The organism is Kiritimatiellia bacterium, assembly GCA_018001225.1.
Taxonomy (GTDB): Bacteria; Verrucomicrobiota; Kiritimatiellia; order CAIQIC01; family JAGNIJ01; genus JAGNIJ01.
In genome coordinates this window covers 1-19589 of record JAGNIJ010000006.1, presented here as the reverse complement: position 1 = coordinate 19589, position 19589 = coordinate 1, and the positions used below count along the sequence as shown (strand labels likewise).

Genomic DNA, 19589 nt, shown 5'->3' with positions numbered 1-19589 from the left:
TGACGCCGTGAACCTTTCCATCGTCATAGCCACCCGGAACCGGCCGGAATCGCTACGCCGACTGACGACCGCCCTCGCCACCCAGCGCGGAGCGCCGGACGCGGAGTGCATCGTCGTGGACGACGGCAGCCGGGCGGCGGACGCCGTCCGGGAGGCGGCCGGCGGCGCGCGCATCCTCCGGCTCGATCCGCCGCGCGGCGTGTGCGTCGCGCGCAACGCCGGCATCGCGGCCACGACCGGCGACGTGCTGTGCTTTTTCGACGACGACATCATCCCCGACGCCGGCTACTTGGCGCGCTGCCGCCAAGTCCACGAGGAGCATCCGGAGGTTCTCGTCCTCAACGGACTGCAGCGGCCGGCGCGGAGCGACCTCTACGCGCAGTACTGGCATTACTACTACGCCGCGGCCTTCAACCGGGCGGACGCCGGGCCGCTTTATCCCGTCGAGCGCATCTCGCCCGGCACCCTCTCGATCAAGCGCGCGCTGCTGGACCGGCTCAACCCGTTGTTCGACGAGGCGGTGGAGCCCCGCGAGGATTTCGACCTGTGGCTGCACCTCCGCGCGCTCGGTATCCCGGTCTACAAGTCCGATGAACTTGCGGCGACCCACGACTACCGGTCGACCCTGTCCTCGTTTCTCCGGGCGCGCCTGTGGTACGCCCGGGGCGAGGTCCTTCTCCGGCGCAAGCACGGCGCGGAGATGATCGCCGCCGAGGAGGTTCGCCTGCTGCCCCCGAACCGGCTCCGGTTCCTGCCGCTGCAACTGCTCGTGCGAATCTGGCTGCACATCCACGGCGTTCGCGCGTAATCTGTAGGGGCATGACGGCGCCCGTCCAGGAAGGCCCCTTTATTACGGTGATCGTTCTCACCCGCAACCGCGCCCGCCTGCTCGCGCAGGGCCTGGACTGCCTGCTCCGCCAGGACTACCCCGCGGACCGGATGGAGATCGTCGTCGTGGACGACGGCTCCACGGACAAAACCGCGGAACAAGTCCGGGCGCTGTCCGCGCGCGATGCCCGGGTGCGTTATCTCGGCGACGGGCACCGCGGCATTCCCGCCGCGCGCAACGCGGGCATCCGGGCCGCGCGCGGCGAGTTCATCGCCATCGTGGCGGACGACTACCTCCTGGCCCCCGATTATGTGCGGACCTTCGTTTCGTTTTTCCGGGAGCGGCCGGACGCCTCCGTGGTGCGCTTCCGGATCGTGCCGGCCCGGGACAACCTGTCCAGCCGGTTGAGCCACTTCGCCTACGAGATCAGCCTGCGCAAGCGGCTGGACCCGGACCCGGGACCGTTGCCTCGGGGCCTGGCCGCGAAGGCCCGCTTCGTGTTCAGCCCCCCGCCGCTGCCCGCGCCGGAGATCACGGCCGACCACCGGCTCGAGGCCGCGGGCGCGGCCGCCTATCGCCGCGAGGTCTTCGAGCGCGTGGGGCTGTTCGACGAGAGCCTCGGACGCGCGGAGGACAGCGACATGGGCCGCCGCCTGCGGGAAAGCGGCATCGCCGTGTATTTCAATCCGCACCATACCGTCGCCCACCAGTACGGCCCGTGGCGGGAGGAGGTGCTGGCCAAGAACTTCCGGGCGGGGATCTACCACCAGCGCCTGGCGGAGCGGGGCGCCGCCCGCGAGGAGGCAGGCGGGGCCGGGCACGTGATCCGGCGCGCGGTCCAGATGAAGGGCCTGGCCGGCGCGATCGTGTACCTGCCGACGCTGCTCTGCGCCGAGTTGGCGCGCCGCGCGGGAATGGCCTACGGGCGGCGGCGGGATCGAAGGCGCCGATAACGCGGCCCCCCGGCGCTTCAGGGATTCCGTACCCGGACGCGCAGGTAAACGCCCTCGGCGGAACTGACCGGCACGGTGTAGCTGGTCAAGGGCAGGACCGCGGGCAGGTTGGTCTCCAACTCGGTGAAGGGTTGGAACAAGTTCGTGGACTGGTAGAGGTCATAGAAGCGGTTCGTCCCGCCGGGCCAACGGATGACCCATCCCGATGCCGCCGTCGCGGAGGACTCCATCGCCATGAACGAGTCCTCGTCATTCGGGTCGGTGCCCGCGACGTATTCCGCCCAGTCGGTGAACCCGTCCTCGTCCTCGTCGCCCGGCCCGCCCGACGAGGTCTCCGTGTCGCCGAAGTGGTCGATCTCCCAGTCGTCCGGCAACCCGTCGGCGTCCACGTCGTCCGTGACGACAACGGTCAGCGTGCCGGTGCTCGCGTTGCCGGAGGCGTCGCGCGCGACCACGGAAAGCACGTTCGTTCCGGCCGCCAGCACGGCGTTAGTGATGAGCCAGGAACTGCCGAGGTCCGCGCCGAGGGCGAGGTTGAAGCTGATGTCGCTGCTGGTGAGGTTGACCTGGTGGACCTCCGCCGCGACGGCGTTCACGCCCTGCGTCAGCGCGCCCGCGCTCACCGCGCCGGCCTGCCAGTTGGTCTCGTCCGCTCCGGCGGCCGTGGAACTGGCGAAGGTGGTGTACGTGACCTCTCCCTCGGGCATGTAGTTCCGCAGGGCCTCCGCGCCGTTGAGGAAGGCCAGGATGCCGTCGTCCCGCACCGCGGCGATGACGAGGCCGTTGGTGAAGACACGCGGGTCGCCGACCTCGAACGCGCGGCGGTAGTAGGTCGTGACGTACTTGTTGTTCGGGTCGGGGCCGTAGCTGTTCGTGGTCGCCTCGTCGCCGTCGCCATAGCCCAGTTCGGCGGGCCCGGAGGACCACGCGGCATCGTTGAAATCCACGGCCCGCCAGGCCGTGCCTTGATCGGTGCCGTTGTCGAGATACTTCCACGTCGCGCCGGGGGCGATCAGTGCCACGACGCCGATGGCCGCGCTCCCGGTCGCGGCGCCCGAGACGGACCACCCCACCGAGGCCACGCCCCCCGTGTCCACGGCCGTGCCGGAGATCCACAGGTTGGATCGGCTGGTGCGGAACACGGCGCCGTTGGTCGGAACGGTAAAGGCCGCGACGGGCGGCGTCGTGTCCTCGGGCGGCTCGAACTGCCGGTACCAGACCAGGGCCTCGTGGTTGAGATTGTCGTCGTCCGTAATGAAACACCAGTTGTTGGTTTCCGGCGTGGGGAGCATCGCGAAGCCTTCCAGGTTGCCCGCGCGCGGCCCGAGGTACTCGGCCAGCGGCCGGAGCCGGCGGTCCGAACCGTCCACGATCGAGTCCAGCCTCGTCACCTCGAGATAATTGGCACCGGTGTTGTGCCAGATGTAGAGCTTGCCCGTGGAGCGATCGAACTCCAGGCCGGCGGTCTCGGCCTGGCCGGTCTTGTACCGGCCGACGTAACGGAACTGCGTGCCCGCGGGATTCAGGTCGAAGACATGGATGTAGCCGCCGCTCTGGTGCCCGACGAACATCAGGCCGTCCATGCCGTTGGTGCTGACATAGAGATTCCCGTTCGTGTCGCAGAAGCCCTGGTCCTGGAGGTAGGCGTCCGGCACGAAGGTCATCCCCTCCGGGCCCGAGCCGCCGGACGCGGGGCACGAGCCCGAGATGTCCCAGCTGCGGAGCAGGCTGACGACGCCGTACGAGGCCACGCTGTACTCGCGGATCGAACCGGCCTCGTTCAGCAGGAAGATGGACGAAGCGCCGTAATCCACCGGGCAGATGGCCTCCAGGTCGCCGCCCGGCGACCACTTGGCCTTCGTGCCGGCCGCGTTGGTGGCCACGCGGAAACTGCCCGCGCCGTCCTCGACCAGCGCCCAGAAGTAGCCACTGTTGCAGGCGAGCCAAAGCGTGCGGGTTTCCGGGTCCCAGGCGGCGCCGCTCCAGTTGCTCGTGTCGAGGCCGGAATCGATGCCGGTCAGCTTCGTGGCCAGCGTGTTGGTCTCGGCCGGCCACGGGTCGGCGGCCCCGGCAGAAACAGAGAGCAGCACCAGCAGCCCCATCCCTCCGCAGCTCTTCCGAAATATCATTTAACAAACCCCCAGCTTATACGTATAGGTATACCTTAAATACGCGCCGCCGTAAAGGGACCGACGGAGGCCAGGAGGGGCCGTCGCCAATGCCAAGGAAAAGGAATAGCCGCATGAAGATATCTGTCGCCGCAGCCTTGCTGGTTCTTCCCGCCCTGCTCGTCGTGGACGCGGCGACCCCCTCGCCGGAAACCGTGGCCCTGCTCAAGACCAAACCGGAACTGGCCCGGCGGGTCATGGGGCTCGCGCCGGCCGGAGATGCCATCCGCTCCCCGTTCTCCGGGCCCGGTGGCCACGACTACCGCGCCGGCCGGGTCGCCCGGCGCCTGCAACTCCTGAAGGAACGGCGGACCGCCGCCGCGAAGGCCGCGACCCTGCTCGCCGGGCCGGTGCCTCCGCCGGCGCCCGCGATCACCCGCCTCGACGTGCCGGTGCTGCTTGTCGATTTCCCCGACCAGCCGACGCCGTACACCGCCGCCGACCTCGATGCCCGGCTGTTCGGCAGCGCCTACAGCCCGAACATGACCGAGTATTACGAAGAGGTGTCCTACGGCCAGTTGGACGTGACCGGCGACGTGTACGGCCCGTTCACCATGCCGAAAAACTTCGGCGGCTACACCACCGATACCCCGGGGGTGGAGGAGTTTATCGCCGACGCGATCGCCGCGGCCGACACGACGGTGGACTTCTCGCGATACGACGGGGACGGCGACGGGTACGTGGACGCGGTCCTCGTGGCCGCCAGCGACTACATCACGATCTGGGGCTGGGAAACGGCCCACATGCGCAGCCTGTCCAGCCCGGTGACCGTGGACGGCGTGCAGGTGAGCGAGTACACCTCGCAGGACGACGACGCCGTCGTGGGCCTCTTCTGCCACGAACTCGGTCACGTCCTCGGCCTGCCGGACTTCTACGACGACGAGCAGGTCTTCGAGTGGTGCCTGATGGGCACCGGCTGTTACCTCGACCCGCCGGCCCACCCGAGCGCCTGGCACAAGGTGTACCTCGGCTGGGTCACGCCGACGGAAATCCGCGGACGGGCTACCGGCCAGACCCTCCGCAACGTCGAGGCATACCCGGAGATCTACAAACTGGTGCCGGCTGACCTGCCGTCCGAGGAGTACTTCCTCGTCGAGAACCGTCAGCCCATCGGCTCGGATGCCGCGCTGCCGGAAGACGGGCTGCTGGTCTGGCACGTGGGCGGCGGCCGATCCAGCATGGCCGTCCTGTCGCTGGAATACGCGGGCGCGGGGGCGGGCGACTCCTCCGAGGAGGCCGCGTCGTTCCCCGGCTCGACCGGCAACACGGAGTTCACGCCCGACAGCAACCCCAGCAGCGACTTCTACGCCACCCATTACGACACTGACTCGGACATCCGCCTCACGGACATCAGCGCCTCGGCCCCGACCATGACCGCGGACGTGTACGTGCCAACGGTGCTTCACGGCTGGCGCGCGCAGGACAGCGGCACAGGGGAGGATCTGAACGACGTGTGCTTTGTGGACGCGAACCGCGGCTGGGCCGTCGGCAATAATGGAGCCATCGTCTGCACCACGAACGGCGGCACGACCTGGACCGCACAGACCAGCCCGACGGCCTCCAACCTGCTGGCCGTGTTCTTCGCGGATGCCACGCACGGCTGGGCCTGCGGAGCGGGCGGCAAGGTGATCCGGACGACGGACGGATCGACGTGGTGGCCCTGCTTCAGCGGGACGACCGACCGGCTGGTGGACCTCTCCTTCCCTTCCCTCTCCCGCGGGTACTGCATCGGCACCAACGGCACGGTTCGCCGGACCATCAACGGCGGCCTGACCTGGACGGACATCAGCCCCGACTTCTACGGCGACATCCCCTGCCGGGTCAGCTTCGTCTCCACCACGACCGGGTTCATCGCGTGCCAGGATGAACAACTCCTCTACACCGATGATGGCGGCGCCACCTGGAGTGCCTCGTCGCTGGCCTGGCCGGGCGCGGACGGATTCTACGCCTGGGCCGACAACTTCATCTGCTACGTCAATAGCATGTATTTCACCGTGAATTTCGAGGGCCACGAGGCCAGCGCCCGTGTCCGGGACAGCTCGACCTGGAGGATGAACGACGTGGACTTTTCGGGCGCGCGCGGCATGATTCTCGGTCAGGGATTGACCGTCGCGCTGGATCTGGCCGAGGACTTTTTCTGGCCCGAGACCGACGCTTCCGGCTACATGGACGCGCTCGAGGACCAGCCGTGGGCCGAGGTCCACGACCTCTTCACCGTCCTGTCCAACTCGACCAGCGCCATAGACGTGTCGGACTCGACCAATCCGTTCCTGACGCCCGCGACGTACGTCGTGGGCTCCGGCGGGATGATCCTGAAGCACATCCAGCCCCTCGCCCTCTACACGAACGTCGGGAGCCTCTCGATCGGCGACGCCCCGGGCAGCACGCCGAATCTCATCAGCAACCTCGTCACCGGGATCGTCCAGGAAGCGCCGCGGGAGGAACTGATCACGCCGATAGACCAGGCCCGGTACGCCGAATTCCAGCGGTTGATCCTGTCCGGGCCGCGTTGGCCCGACCCGATCCCGTGAGCGCCCGGGTCACTTCTCGAAAAGCTTGAGGTAGGCCCCGTGGCCTTCTTTTTCCAGGTCCTCTTTCGGGATGAACCGGAGGGAGGCGCTGTTGATGCAGTAGCGCAGGCCGGCCGGCCCGGGGCCGTCGTCGAAGACATGGCCGAGGTGCGAGTCCGCGCCCTTGCTGCGGACCTCAACGCGTTCCATGAAGTGACTGCGGTCCGCCTTCTTCACGATGTTCGTTGCCTCCAGCGGCTTCGTGAAGCTCGGCCAGCCGGTGCCGGAATCGAACTTGTCCGTCGAGCTGAACAGCGGCTCGCCCGAGACCACGTCCACATAGATCCCCTCGCGGTGGTTGTCCCAGTACGTGTTGCGGAACGGCGGCTCGGTGCCGCACTGCTGGGTCACCTGGAACTGCAGCGGGGTCAGCTTCTTCTTCAATGCGTCCCGGTTTTTCACGGTCGTGGGCTCCTGCGCCGCGCCCCGCGCCGTCCCGGCGGCGAGGAGCGTCAGCGCTACGATCAGGATCGAAGGTCGCGACTTCATGGGATGTTCCGCCATCAGGATGAACATACGACACGGGGACACGGATTCAACCCCGGGGACACGGCTCGCCCTCCAGCAGACTGGAACCCCTCGGGTGGGCTACGGCAGGCGGAACGCTTTCATGACCGGGAGATGCTGGAGGTCTTCCTCCGCGGAATCGCCCGGCCGTATCGGCGGGGGCGGCGGGGACCAGAGCCGGCTGTCGAAGACCAGGCCGTCCGGGAAGACCAGGCCGCCGACCTCGACCGGGATATGCAGGGCATCCAGCGCGGGGCTGGGCAGGACATAGTCGTAGCACTGCTGGCGCGGGATGTTGGTGTCCTTGTCGCCTTTCTGGTCCGCGGGCTGGCGCGCGTCGCTGACCAGGGACGCCCAGATCTTGAACAGGGGCTCGTTCCGGCTCACCGTGTTCAGGTCGCCCGCGATGACCAGGTAATCGTCGGCCGGCCAGCCGGCCCGCCGGATGTAGTCCAGCAGGGCGACGGCCTCGCGCTGCCGGCCCTTCTTCTGGTACCAGCTTTCGCCGGACTTGAAATGCACGCTGACGACGTGGAGGTCGCGCGGCCCGGGGAGATCGATCGTCGCCCACACGAAGTCGCGGTTCTGCACCACGCGGTCCGGCCACTCGCCCGAGGCGGTGATCGGCCAGCGGCTGATGACGCCGTTGGGCACCTTGTCGCGGGGCTCGTTCTCCACGCAGAAGAAAAAGTCCTTTCCGAAGTTCCGGTCCACGAACGCCCGGCGGTCCCCGCCCGCCACGGTCCACTCCTGGATCGCCACCACGTCCGGCTTCAAGCCCTGGAAGACCCGGTCCGCGGACTCGTCGTACTCGAAATCGGAGCCGGAGAGATTGGCGGCCATGACGGTAAACGTGAGCGCGGCCGCGCGCGCCGCGCCCGCCGCCAGCAGCCCCGCCAGGATCAGCCCGCCTTGTTTTCCAATCATTGGAAAAAACCTTCCCGCGCTTTTCCAATCATTGGAAAAGACCGGGCCAGCCTACCCCGGCCGGACGCGGGGAGGCGACCCTTTTTTTTCGGTCCGCGCCGTTCAGTGCAGTTCGCAGCCGTATTCCACGATGTTCGGCGCGTAGATATCGCGGAATGCCGCGGGGCCGTTGCCTAACAGGAAGTAATCCAGCGGGATGGTTGAATACACGACCCAGCCGGCGCCATAGGGATAGGCGAAGGTCACCACCTCCGTCGAGGTCGGGCGGGACAGGATGTTGACCGCGCCCGCCGGCAAGGACGCTTCGTCCGCGTACCCGTGGGAGGAGGAGCCCCCGATGTCCAGGGAGCTGTTGTCCAGCACGCCGCCGGGGCCGTCCGTGACCAGGGTGCCCGAGGTCGCGATATTGATGTTGTCGGCCGCCGGGCTGGCCGTGTCGCGGGCGAAGGCGATGCCGGCGCCGCCCGGCAACATCTGCGCGGTGATATTCGTCACCGCCCGGTCGTGGAAGACGAGCGTCATGCCTCCCATGACGGCCTGGCGGACGGCCTCCAGGTTGTTCGTGAACTCCTCGGCATAGCCATCGTTGGAGGGGTTTTGCAGGAACAGCACGTCCAGGCCGTACAGGTCCCGCGCGGCCACGTTGAGACACGAGGCCGGCATATGACCGGCCGTCTGGATGGGCGCCACCTGATCGTAACTGCCTTGCCCGGCCTCCAGGTCGTAGTATCCCACAAAGAGATCCTTGCCGCTCCAGTTCTTGAACGTGGCGTTGAGCACGTCGTTCCAGCCGCCGTCCAGCGCGCCCTGCGGCGCGCCACTCCACCAGTCCCAGGCCAGGAGCACGACGCGGCCGAGGCCCTCGGGGATCACGACGACGCTGGCGTAGTTGGTGTCGTTGGCCGGGGTCTCATACATGACGGCCGCGCCGGGGGGCACTGTGCCCGGGATCCAGGGGAAGAGCCCGTCGTTGCCGGAAATCGTGGCCGGGCACCGCTCAAAGGCCGTGCCGACCCGCGCCGCCGTGCCGGTCGTGTCGATGGCGCTCATGTCGCCGATGCCGTCGATGCTGTAGCCGAACAGCGTGTTGACCAGGTTCTCGTCGAAAGGCCCCAGGCTCCCGTGGACGATCATCACGCCGCCCGCCTGGACGAAGTTGGTGATCGCCGCCCGCGCGCCCGCGGAGAGATCGGCGCCCAGGTTGCCGCCCTCGAGTTCCGGGATGAGCAGGTATCCCTCGGGCCGGAGAGCGCCGAGGAAATCCTGCTCGGCGATGCCGTTGACGGGGATGACCTCGTAGCGCATGCGGTGCAGCGCCGCCGCCAGGTTCGGGCCTTCCGCGGCCGGGATGGATTCCAGATTCATGTCCACGTAATTGGGGTCCAGCAGCACCGCGACTTCGGGGGCCGTCACGGTGGGCTCGCGCGCGACCCGGTACGTGCGGCGACCCGTCAGGGACGGCCCGCCGCTGGTGAACAAGCCGTAGTCATCCACGAAGGGAAAGACGTCCAGCGGCACCGTCACCGTCCGCTCGCCGAAGCTGCCGAAGGGCGCCCAGGCGGGGCTTCCCTTGAGATCGCCGTCGGTAAACCAGGCCCGGTAGGTGTGCTTGAAGCCGCCCTCCAGGTTGAAGATCGTGTCCGGGCCGGCCTTCCGGACCGAGGTCAGCAGCGGCTCGCAGGCGCACTGCGCGAGGGCGGAGAGCAGGGTGCTGTTCCACCCCTTGTCCTGCGTCCCCCAGGGCGCGGCGTCGAACCAGTCCCACGCCAGGAGCACGATGCGGCCCGCGCCGTACGGGATCACGCCGACGGTGGTCAGCGTGTGGCCGCCGGACTCGAACTGGTACAGGCTGGAACTGCCGGCGGGTAGGCTGGACGCCAGCCAGGGATACAGGCCATTCTCCCCGCCCAGGCTGGGCGGTCCTCCCTCGAAGGCGGTGCCGGCCGTGTCTCCGGTGTTGGTGGACGTGGCGCCGGAAAAATCCCCCTGCTGCTGGACCGTGAATCCGAACACCGCCGACAGGAAGGCCTGATCATGGCCGGTCATCTCGCCATGAAGGACCAGGCACCCGCCGCCCGCGACGAACCGGGTGATCTCGGCAACGGCGCCCGGGGTAAGGGCCGCGCCCAGGTTGGCTAGTTCCAGTTCGGGGATCAGCAGCACGTTGGCGCGGGCCAGGTTGATGTTGAACGCCGTGTCGGTAATGCCCGTGAAGGTGTTCACCCGGACCGACATCGCCTCCAGCGCCCGCCGCAGGTTGAACGCCTCGCCCATCGCCCCGCCGTCGGACGTGTCCACGTAGTTCCCGTCGTACAACAGCGCCACGACCACCGGCGGGCCGACCTTGCCGGGCGGGATCCGGCTGTCCCACCACAGGTCGTACTCGTCGCAGGCGTTGAGCCCCGGCACCTTGGCGAAGTAGACGCCCGGGGTGGGCACGACCAAGTCCAGTGTGTTGAAATCCGTCCCCGTCCACGACAGTGCCACCCGCCGCCCCAGTTCATCCCGCAGTTCCAGGTGCAGGTTGCCGGGCGTGTTGGTGAACAGGTTGTGGACGATCACCCGTTCCGAGCCCGGTGCGGCGTATATCTGGAACCAGTCCGGGTCGCACTGCTGGCCCGGCCCGGCCAGGAGCGACAGGGGTGTCGCGCGCGCGGATCTCAAGTTGTAGGCCCGCGTCGCCGAATTGTTCGCCTCGTACGCGTCGTCCGGCCCGCCGACGGGACTCAAGGCGTCCCACTGCAGGTTGTACTCGTTGCACGAGCCCGGCCCGGTGACGCGGAGATAATAGCGGCCCGCGGCCGCCACCACGTAATCCAGCCCCTCGTTGTCCTCGAAGCCGGAGGAGGCCGTGACATAGACCGCGTTGCTGTCGTACAGTTCGAGCGTCAGGTCGCCCCGCGCGGTGGAGAACAGGCAATCCGCCAACACCCGCTCCTGGCCGGCGGGCACCTCGATGCGATACCAGTCGTCGTCGCACTGGATACCGAGGCCCAGGTTTTCGGAGAGCCAGAGGCCGGAAGCGCCGGAGAGATCCGTGGCCTCGTTCGTCGAGTTGTTGGGTTCATACGGGTCGTCTTGCGCCCTCGCCGATGGGGCCGTGATCGAGAACAACAGCACAGAAAAAACGACAAGGAATTGACACATGGACACGGATAACGCCTTCATGAGATTCCTCCTTACGCATCCGCATTCCGGACAATCTGTCGGGATAGCAAAGCACAGCAGGAACGCGATGTACAGCGGAAAGTGACGAGGCGCCGCGGCTCGTTCAGCGCTCGGGCGCCGGGATCCGGAACGCCTTCATGCCGGCCATGTGCTGCATGCCGGCCTGAACGGAATCGGCCGGCAGGGGACAGGCCGGCAGAGGGCCGGCAGGGGAGGGCCGGCAGGGGACAGAGAGTCGTGGTGGGTGGTGGGGGAAGTCGTGGTGGGCGTAGTCGTGGGGCCTCAAGGGGGACAGAGAAATAGTGAAACTTTCGTGGAATGATCGATCTCTCGAACCTTTCTTGTAGTAGAGGGCCTTACAGCACCGGGAAGGAATGACTGGCCATGAGACAGCCACGAATCAGAAGGGATTCCGCAGATACCTGGCACCATTGCTATAATCGCTGCGTCGGCACGGCCCTGGACAGGCCGCTCGACGACGCCGAAAAGGAGAAGTTTGTGCGCATTCTGCAGCGCGTCAGCATCTTATACACCGTCCGCGTTGTCTCCTACCAAGTGATGTCCAATCACTTTCATATCCTCCTGCAGGCCCCGGTCGAGCTATCCGATCCCGAAGAAATCTGCCTGCGTTACAATGCCTTCCATAATGGCGAGCGAACCATCGAACCCAACTCCAGGCTCTGCCGCCAGTGGCAGGAGCGGTGCCGGGACGTCAGTTGGTTCATGCGACACCTCCAGCACCTGTTCACCACCTGGTTCAACCGGACACGGCCCGTCCGCCGGCGTGGTTCACTGTGGGCCGACCGCTTCAAGAACACCATCCTCCAAAGCGGTCGCGCGGTTTGGTCCTGTTGGACGTACATCGAAAACAATCCCGCGCGGGCCGGCATGGTCCGCAGCGCCGCCGATTACCGCTTCTGTTCGCAGGGCGTATGGCATCAAACCGGTCGCCATCCCTTCGAATGCAACCTGACAACGATTATGTTGCCCATGCTCAAGGATCTCTTCGGGATCCAGACCTTGGCCGAAGCACGGGGTCTTATGGATCAGGCCCTGACCAACAAGACCGAACAGGAGCCGGCGTCAATTTCGTTCTCCTTGACCGTCCGGCGGCGGGTTCGGCACTGGGCCCGCGGGCTGGTCATTGGTTCGGAGCTGTTTGTGCGCGAGGTGATGAGCCGTTACCGAAGAGACCTTGACCGTCATCGCATGGCCTGCTCTGGGCGAAACGAGGATGCCTTATTCGCCTGGCGGCGGGTCCGTCTGGTAGAGTCGGATTAACCGCATCCCTCGCATAGGGAGAAGCGATCTCCGGCTTCCGATCGGTTGCCGGCTCACGCGACGGTTTGTTCACAACGGGCGGTTCTTAATTGAGCAGGTTCTCTGGGGCTCCCATCCGAGGCCATCAGACTTTCGGAGAGTCTGAATCCGCCTCTTTATCCGTTGACCCCTCAAGCCCGTGCCCTCATCAAGAGGCATCTACCAAGACTATTGCTGTATCCCCACTTCTCCCTTGTCTTTTCTCCGATACAATTTCCCTGTCCCCACTCTGTCTGTTCTCTGTCCCTGTCCCCACTCTGTCTGTTCTCTGTCCCTCTTGTCTTTCACTTCTCCCTTGTCTTTTCTCCGATACAATTTCCCTGTCCCCACGCTGTCCCTTTCCGTCTGTTCTCTGTCCCTCTTGTCGTCGTCCCTCTTGTCGTCATCTGTCCCTCCGAATCCGCCCCGCTGAATCACGGCAGGGGCTCCGCCGCGTCGGGCACGGGGATCCGGAACGCCTTCATGACCGCCAGGTGCTGCATGCCGGCCTGCACGGAATCGTCCGGGAGTATCGGCGGCGGGGGCGGCGTCCAGCGCCGGCTGTCGAAGACCATGCCGTTGGAAAAGACGAGGCCCTCTATCTCGACCGGAACCTGGCAGGCCTCGAGCGCGGGATTCGCGAGGACGTGGTCGTAGCACTTCTTTCTGGAAACACTGGTCCCTATGGCGCCCGACTGGTCCGCCGGTTGCCGGGCGTTGCCGACCACGGAAGACAACACCGTAAAAAGCGGCTCCTTCAGGTTGATCGAGTTCAGGTCGCCCGCGATGACGAGATAATCGTCCGCCGGCCAGCCGGCCCGGCGAATATAGTCCACCAGCAACTCGGCCTCGCCCCGGCGCTTCTGCTTCTCCTTCGAGTTCCCGCCGTGCTTGAAATGCACGCTGACCGCGTGCAGATCGCGCGGGCCCGGCAGGTCGATCGTCGCCCACACGAAGCCGCGGTCGTCGACCACGGGATCCTTCCACAGCCCCCGCGCGGTGATCGGCCAGCGGCTGACGATGCCGTTGGGCATTCCCTTGCGCCGCGACCGCTGGACGCAGAACGAAAACCCGCGCCCGAAATGCCGGCCCACGAACTTCCTGTAGTCGCCGTCCAGGACATTCCATTCCTGGAGAACCACGATGTCCGGCTTGAGACCCCGGAAGATCCGCCCGGCCGGCCGTCGGTACAGGGTGTCGTCGCCGGATAAGTTGGCCGCCATCACCGTGAACGTCAGGTCGCCCCCGCGCGCGGTCGCGGCGGCCACCAGCATCGCGAGCCAGAACCAGCGATGGATTCGAATCATGGAGAACCCGGACGCCACCCTACCCCGCCGCGGCAAAAAAGGCCACGGCGAAGTCCGACGGGCTGTAGGGGCGTCGCTTGCGACGCCCACGGACGCCGGCAAGCGGCGCCCCTACATGAGCGAATCGGGTTCACGGCACCGCGACGCCCACCCGGTAGACCCGGAAAGCGGCTGCGTTGGTGTCCGTCAGCGTCGTGGTCCCGCTCGCGTGGCCGGGGACATGGGTCTGTCCCTCAACCGCCATCCAGGATCCGGTATCCAGCCTCCCGCATCCCTCCAGCGAATACACCCGCGCCGTGGAGCACGGCACCGTGACGGTAAATGGGCTCACCTGACCGATTCCCTCGACGCGGAAAAACGACGCGCCGTTGGTCGGATCGGTCAGCGCGATCCATTCTTCGCCGTTGTTGTGGACGTCTCCATCCGCGTTGCCCGCCGCAACGGTCAGGCTGGTCGGGTTCAACCCGTACTGCAGGTACCACCCGTCCGGCACGCCGTCCCCGTTGGAATCCGTGCTCCACGGCGCGTACTCGTCCGCGCCGATGTCCCACGCCGCGCCGTCGGGCCGCGCGTCGCCGTCCGCGTCGTCCGCAAACGCCGCCACCGTGCAGCCCTTGTCCAGAACGCTGGTCACACCGGGTTTGAGGTGCAAGTCGCCGTTGGCCAGGTTCCGGAACCACCACGATTGCACGCTCTCTAGGTTGTTCGACCGCGCGGGCGCCGGGGCGCCGTCGCGCGCGGTGATACTGCCGTCCACCAAGTTGTTGCGGAAGACCAGATTCGAACTCGCGGCGAACCGGTACTCGATCGGCGCCCAGTACGGCACGACCACCGTGTTGTTGTCCACCTTGACACTCGTCGCCGACTCCAGCCCGATGCCGACATCCGTGTTCGGCCCGGCCCCGTCGTTATAGACGAAGTTGTTCCGGATCACGCTGGTCCCGCCGTCGTGGCCTTGCAGCCACGAACCGAGCCCGAACCCGATGCCTCGGTCGCAGTTGATGATGATGTTTCGCTCGACGATCACGTTCTGCGGGCGCGTGGTGTTGCGGTTCCAGAAATGGATCGCGTGCTCGGCGTTGCCGTCCGGCGCGCGGATGTTCCGGAACAGGTTGTCGCGCACGGTCCAGTTCGCGACCTTGTGGGCGTCTATCCCGCCCGTGTAGAACTGGTAGGCCCAGCCGCTGGTGAATTCGAAGAGGCAGTTCTCGACCAGGCTGTCCGTCACGCCCTCCGGATCGTCGGGCGCCGAGGTCCCCTTGATGAACTGTTCGTTGCAGTTGACGATCCGGCAGTTGTGGACCCAGAGGCCGGACACGTTATAGGGCGGCTGCCCGTGCGCCTGGATCCCGTGGTAGAGGCACCAGCCGAACGTCAGGTCCGCGATCGTGACGTGCGAGGCGACCACCCAGAAGACGTGCTCCAGCGAGGCGGACGTCCCCTCGTCCGGCCCGCGGATCACGACGGCATCGCGATCGCCGCTCAAGCCCCGGACGATCACCCGGTTGCAGGTCATGGGCAACGCCCAGTCGGTCAGCACGTAGGTCCCGTTCGAGACCAGGATCGTCGCGGGGACGCCGGCGGCGTTGACCGCGGCCACGGCATTCTGGAGCGCCGTCGCCGTGCCCACGCGGTAGATCACGCCCGTCGTGACGGCGAGCGGCTCGCCGTAGCCCGGCGCCCCGAGCGCGCGCGAGGCGATGCCCCATCCGAGCGCCAGCCACACTGCCGTCGTTCGCTTCATGGCCATCCCCATGTAAAAGCATACCCCATGCCACACCGGTTCCGTCGTTTTCGCCATCGGTTTTGTCGCTTTACCTCTTTCCCTGCGCCAGATCCCCGGGTATGGTGAACACCGGTTGCCCGGTTGCATTTCGAGGAGGAAATCATGAAGGCATTCCCCGCGGTTGCACTCTCGATGGTCGGCGTCCTGGCCTTCGCGGCGACCGCGCCCGCCCAGATCACGGCCGTGCCGAACCTGGTCAATTACCAGGGCCGCCTGCTCAACGGCACGAACCTGTTCAGCGGGGCGATCTCCGTCAGCTTCCGGCTCTACGAGTCCGCCACCGGCGGATTCCTGTGGTGCGAGGACTCCAACAACGTCGAGGTCGTGGACGGCCTGTACTCCGCGTTCATCGGGGACACGGTGGTCGCCGGGAGCCTGGACCAGGCCCTGATCCAGACCCAGGTGTGGATCGAGGTGGTCGTCGGCACCAACGTGCTGGCCCCGCGCGAGCCGCTGGTCTCGGTCGGCTACGCGCGCTACGCGGGGGCGATGCCGCCCGGCTCGATCCAGGGCCTCATGATCGGCAACGGACAGGTCTGGGGCAACCACATCCTGGATGGGCAGGTGGACACAGCCGACCTCGCGATGGGCGCGGTGAACAGCAACCGGATCGACTGGACCGACATGCCCAAGGGCCTGCAGGACGGGGACGACACCGGCCTCGTGTCCGAGAGCGACCCCGTGTTCAAGGCCGCGGCCCACGCGGGCGACGTGACGGGGTTGTGGTCCAACCTCCAACTCGCCGCGGACGCGGTGACGGGCGCGGAGATCGTCGACGGCACGGTCTCGAACGCCGACGTGGCGGCCAACACGTTCTGGGAAACCGGCGGCAACGCGGGCACGGTCGCGGGCACGCATTACCTCGGCACGGCGGACAACCGGCCGCTGGAAATCCGCGTCCACAACCAGCGCGCGGCGCTCTTCGTGCCGAGCAACGGCGCGCCGAACATCGTGCTGGGTTCGGAAGCGAACACGATCTCCAACAACGCAGGCGGCGCCGTCATCCTGGGCGGCAGCAACAACGTGATCGGCGCGGGTTCGGGCTACTCCGCGATCGGCGGGGGCCGCGAGAACACCATCGAGAACGGGTCCTACTTCTCCACCGTGGCCGGCGGCGCGAGCAACCGCATCCAGGTCAGCGCCGAGCGAAGCGTCATCGGGGGCGGCGCCAACCATTCCATCGGGCAGATTTCCAAGAGCTGCACCATCGCCGGCGGATGGATGAACCGGTGCGGCTTCTACAGCCGGAACAACACCATCGGCGGCGGGTACAACAACGAGATCGGCCAGGATGTGGAGGGCGCCACCATCGCCGGCGGGGAAAGCCATGACATCGCGTACCGCGCCCTCTACAGCACAATCGGCGGCGGCGCGTTCAACAGCATCCAGCGGACGTCGTGCTACTCGGTCGTCGCGGGCGGTTATCAGAATGTCGTTGCCGAAGACTCCCCCGGGGGCGTGATCGGCGGCGGCGCGTTCAACGACATCAATCCGACGTCGTCCTATTCCAGCATCGGCGGGGGCTGCGACAACCGCATCTTCATGTATTCCGCCGGCGGCACGATCGGCGGCGGGATCAGCAACGAGATCGGCGCCGCGTCCGTCGATTCCACGGTGGCCGGCGGGCGGCAGAACCTGGTTCGGTTCGACGCCGGCCAAAGCACGATCGGCGGCGGCGTCAGCAACACCGTCGAGGCAGGCGCCCGGGGCGCCGTCATCGCGGGCGGCGTGAACAACTTCATCAACTACACCTCGGAGTACAGCACGATCAGCGGCGGGCACCAGAACAGCCTGAACCGCGACTGCAACAACGCGGTCATCGGCGGAGGCAGTCGCAACGGGATGAATTACTACTGCACCAACGCCACGATATCGGGAGGCTGGAAAAACTACATCGAGTGGGGCGGCGCCGGCTGTTCCATCGGCGGCGGTTATTCCAACGCGATCTCGTTTTACGCCGCGTTTTCGACGATCCCCGGCGGGCTGAATAATTCCGTCGGGCAGGACGCCAAGTACGCCTTCGCCGCCGGCCGGCGCGCCAAGGCCAACCATCGCGGCGCCTTCGTCTGGGGCGACTCCACGGATCTGGACGTGTCTTCCACCAATACCGATTCCGTCACCATGCGCGCGGCGGGTGGCTACCGGCTGTTCTCCAACAGCAGCACGAACCTCGGCGCGATCCTCGAGCCCGGCGCCACGGCCTGGTCCGCCCTATCCGACCGGGACGCCAAGGAGAACTTCACGCCCGTGGACGCGGAGGAGATCCTGCAGCAGATCGCGGGACTGCCCATCACGGAGTGGAACTACAAGGCCGACCCGAACCGGCGCCGCTACATCGGTCCGGTCGCCCAGGACTTCCAGGCCGCGTTTGGTCTCGGCTCCGACCGGACGATCAACACCCTCGACACCGACGGCGTGACCCTGGCCGCGATCCAGGGTCTCTACCAAGCCGTGCAGGAACTACGCGAAGAGAACGCAGCCCTCCGCCACGAGCTGGAACAGTTGAAGGCGCAGGCCCCGTAGACCGGGCCCGCGTTCAACACCCCATCTTCCATCCGGCTCCCCGCCGGATTACCCGCTGCATTCCAGGGTGTTGCCGCTAACCGGCGGCCCGCGCGATTTCCGCCCGGGAAGTTTTTCAGGGGTGGCGCGACAAATGAATGCAGCCGCCGGATGGGCCGATTAGATCCCGGCGGGAAACGAGGAAAAATGACCATTCGTCTTATCCTGAAACAAGCGCTGGTCGTCTCGCTGCTCGCGGCCGGGCCGCTGCGGGCCCAGCAACCCGTGCCGCCCATGGTCAATTACCAGGGCCGCCTGATCGATGGGACCAATCTCTACAACGGGGCGGCCACGGTCGTCTTCCGCGTGTACGCCAACCAGGATCCCGGCGGGATCGCGGTGCTGGACACGACCAGCGCGGTCACCGTCGTGGATGGACTGTACTCCGCCGCGATCACCCCGCCGGACACGGACACGGCGTGGTCCTGGCTGGGCACGGAGGTCGAGGGCGGCTGGTGGCTGCAGGTCTCGATCAACGGCCAGACCCTGGAGCCCATGGAGCGGCTCTCGAGCGTGCCGTATGCCCTGCTCGCGAAAACCGTCCCGAACAGCAGCATCGGCGCCTCCCAACTCGCCAACGGATCTGTCTCGGAGGCCAAGCTCGCCGCCGACTCCGTCACGGCCGACAAGCTGGCCTCCAAGTCCGTGGACGGCGAGGCCCTTCAATCCGGATCCGTGTCCGTCACCAAGCTCGCCTCCGACGCGGTGACATCCGAAAAGATCCTGAACGGCACCATCAAGGCCGATGATGTCGCCCCCAACACCTTCTGGCGGACCGACGGTAACGCAGGCCTATCCTCCGGCGCGTTCGTCGGGTCCACCGACGGCCCGCTGTTCACGGTGCGGTGCATGAACGAACGGGTCTTCGAGGCGCACCTCACCGATGCCGACTCCGGCGCGACACTCACGCTGGGCCATTCCAACGTCATCGTGGAAGGCTCCCCGGGCGCGGTCATCGGCGGCGGATTCGAGAACCGCATCGAGGGCAACAACTACCACGCCACGCTGTGCGGCGGGAGGAGGAACGTGATCGAATTCGAGGCCCAGAACAGCATGGTGGGCGGCGGCTCTGATAATCGCATGGGCAGCAATGCCTTCTGCTCTACCCTGTCGGGCGGCTTCGAAAACCGGATCGGCGCCTACGCGGCATACAACACCCTCGGCGGCGGCCGCAACAACGAGGCGCTCGGTACCAACAACGTGGTGGGCGGAGGTCGAAGCAATGCCGTGGCGGCCGCCTTCAGCGTCATCGCCGGGGGCCGCGACAACCGGGTCCAGTCCAGCGATTCGGTCATCGGCGGAGGCTGGGGCAACGCGATCAGCAATAACGCCGTGGGGGGCGTCATCGCGGGCGGGTCCGACAACCGGATCGGCGGCGCCCAGTCATTCATCGGCGGCGGCCTCCGGAACTTCTGCCAGGGCTCCTACGGCGCCATCGGCGGCGGCTGCCGAAACGTCGTGGACGGCCACTACGGGACGGTCAGCGGCGGCGCCACGAACTTCGCCGCCGGGT

12 protein-coding genes are annotated in these 19589 nt (G+C 66.8%); 6 read left to right on the top strand and 6 right to left on the bottom strand.

Annotated elements, in window-relative coordinates; all coding sequences use genetic code 11:
- The first annotated feature begins 7 nt into the window (after window positions 1-7).
- The gene (locus KA248_03305) at window positions 8-808 is read left to right on the top strand and encodes a glycosyltransferase (protein ID MBP7828927.1); all 801 of its coding nucleotides are present in this window, start codon (window positions 8-10) and stop codon (window positions 806-808) included.
- Between the two features lie 11 nt (window positions 809-819).
- Window positions 820-1782 carry a glycosyltransferase gene (locus KA248_03300; GenBank protein MBP7828926.1) on the top strand — a complete coding sequence of 321 codons (963 nt, stop codon included), beginning with the start codon at window positions 820-822 and terminating at the stop codon, window positions 1780-1782.
- Between the two features lie 17 nt (window positions 1783-1799).
- Here KA248_03300 and KA248_03295 read toward each other — a convergent pair whose 3' ends face one another.
- Window positions 1800-3911 (bottom strand): hypothetical protein, encoded by a 2112-nt coding sequence (locus tag KA248_03295; GenBank protein MBP7828925.1) that lies wholly within the window; start codon window positions 3909-3911, stop codon window positions 1800-1802.
- Window positions 3912-4024: 113 nt separating this feature from the next.
- Here KA248_03295 and KA248_03290 point away from each other — a divergent pair, with 113 nt between their 5' ends.
- Window positions 4025-6481, top strand: a complete 2457-nt coding sequence (locus KA248_03290; protein ID MBP7828924.1) for a M6 family metalloprotease domain-containing protein — start codon at window positions 4025-4027, stop codon at window positions 6479-6481.
- A gap of 9 nt (window positions 6482-6490) precedes the next feature.
- On the opposite strand, the gene msrB is transcribed toward KA248_03290, so the two are convergent.
- The 3 genes from msrB to KA248_03275 form a co-directional block, all read right to left on the bottom strand.
- Complete coding sequence (gene msrB / locus KA248_03285) at window positions 6491-7036, bottom strand: peptide-methionine (R)-S-oxide reductase MsrB (GenBank protein ID MBP7828923.1); 546 nt, start codon at window positions 7034-7036, stop codon at window positions 6491-6493.
- Between the two features lie 72 nt (window positions 7037-7108).
- Window positions 7109-7954 (bottom strand): endonuclease/exonuclease/phosphatase family protein, encoded by an 846-nt coding sequence (locus KA248_03280; protein ID MBP7828922.1) that lies wholly within the window; start codon window positions 7952-7954, stop codon window positions 7109-7111.
- A 102-nt stretch (window positions 7955-8056) separates the two neighbouring features.
- Window positions 8057-11122 carry a PPC domain-containing protein gene (locus KA248_03275; GenBank protein MBP7828921.1) on the bottom strand — a complete coding sequence of 1022 codons (3066 nt, stop codon included), beginning with the start codon at window positions 11120-11122 and terminating at the stop codon, window positions 8057-8059.
- A gap of 384 nt (window positions 11123-11506) precedes the next feature.
- Between KA248_03275 and KA248_03270 the strand changes: the two genes are divergently transcribed.
- Window positions 11507-12403, top strand: a complete 897-nt coding sequence (locus KA248_03270; GenBank protein ID MBP7828920.1) for a hypothetical protein — start codon at window positions 11507-11509, stop codon at window positions 12401-12403.
- A gap of 452 nt (window positions 12404-12855) precedes the next feature.
- On the opposite strand, the gene KA248_03265 is transcribed toward KA248_03270, so the two are convergent.
- Window positions 12856-13728 (bottom strand): endonuclease/exonuclease/phosphatase family protein, encoded by an 873-nt coding sequence (locus KA248_03265; protein MBP7828919.1) that lies wholly within the window; start codon window positions 13726-13728, stop codon window positions 12856-12858.
- A gap of 130 nt (window positions 13729-13858) precedes the next feature.
- Entirely contained in the window at window positions 13859-15472 is a 1614-nt protein-coding gene (locus KA248_03260; protein MBP7828918.1) for a right-handed parallel beta-helix repeat-containing protein, read from the bottom strand.
- Window positions 15473-15616: 144 nt separating this feature from the next.
- On the opposite strand from KA248_03260, the gene KA248_03255 reads away from it, so the two are divergent.
- Together KA248_03255 and KA248_03250 are read left to right on the top strand one after the other, a co-directional pair.
- Entirely contained in the window at window positions 15617-18037 is a 2421-nt protein-coding gene (locus KA248_03255; GenBank protein ID MBP7828917.1) for a tail fiber domain-containing protein, read from the top strand.
- Between the two features lie 186 nt (window positions 18038-18223).
- On the top strand, window positions 18224-19589 hold a 1366-nt coding region (locus KA248_03250), incomplete at its 3' end, for a hypothetical protein (GenBank protein ID MBP7828916.1).

Excerpts from the sequence above, each read along its gene's own strand:
- KA248_03275 (MBP7828921.1), bottom strand. The coding sequence starts at position 11,122 with ATGAAGGCGTTATCCGTGTCCATGTGTCAATTCCTTGTCGTTTTTTCT.
- KA248_03265 (MBP7828919.1), bottom strand. The coding sequence starts at position 13,728 with ATGATTCGAATCCATCGCTGGTTCTGGCTCGCGATGCTGGTGGCCGCC.
- KA248_03300 (MBP7828926.1), top strand. The coding sequence starts at position 820 with ATGACGGCGCCCGTCCAGGAAGGCCCCTTTATTACGGTGATCGTTCTC.
- KA248_03290 (MBP7828924.1), top strand. The coding sequence starts at position 4,025 with ATGAAGATATCTGTCGCCGCAGCCTTGCTGGTTCTTCCCGCCCTGCTC.
- KA248_03255 (MBP7828917.1), top strand. The coding sequence starts at position 15,617 with ATGAAGGCATTCCCCGCGGTTGCACTCTCGATGGTCGGCGTCCTGGCC.
- KA248_03280 (MBP7828922.1), bottom strand. The coding sequence starts at position 7,954 with ATGATTGGAAAACAAGGCGGGCTGATCCTGGCGGGGCTGCTGGCGGCG.
- KA248_03295 (MBP7828925.1), bottom strand. The coding sequence starts at position 3,911 with ATGATATTTCGGAAGAGCTGCGGAGGGATGGGGCTGCTGGTGCTGCTC.
- KA248_03270 (MBP7828920.1), top strand. The coding sequence starts at position 11,507 with ATGAGACAGCCACGAATCAGAAGGGATTCCGCAGATACCTGGCACCAT.
- KA248_03260 (MBP7828918.1), bottom strand. The coding sequence starts at position 15,472 with ATGAAGCGAACGACGGCAGTGTGGCTGGCGCTCGGATGGGGCATCGCC.
- msrB (MBP7828923.1), bottom strand. The coding sequence starts at position 7,036 with ATGTTCATCCTGATGGCGGAACATCCCATGAAGTCGCGACCTTCGATC.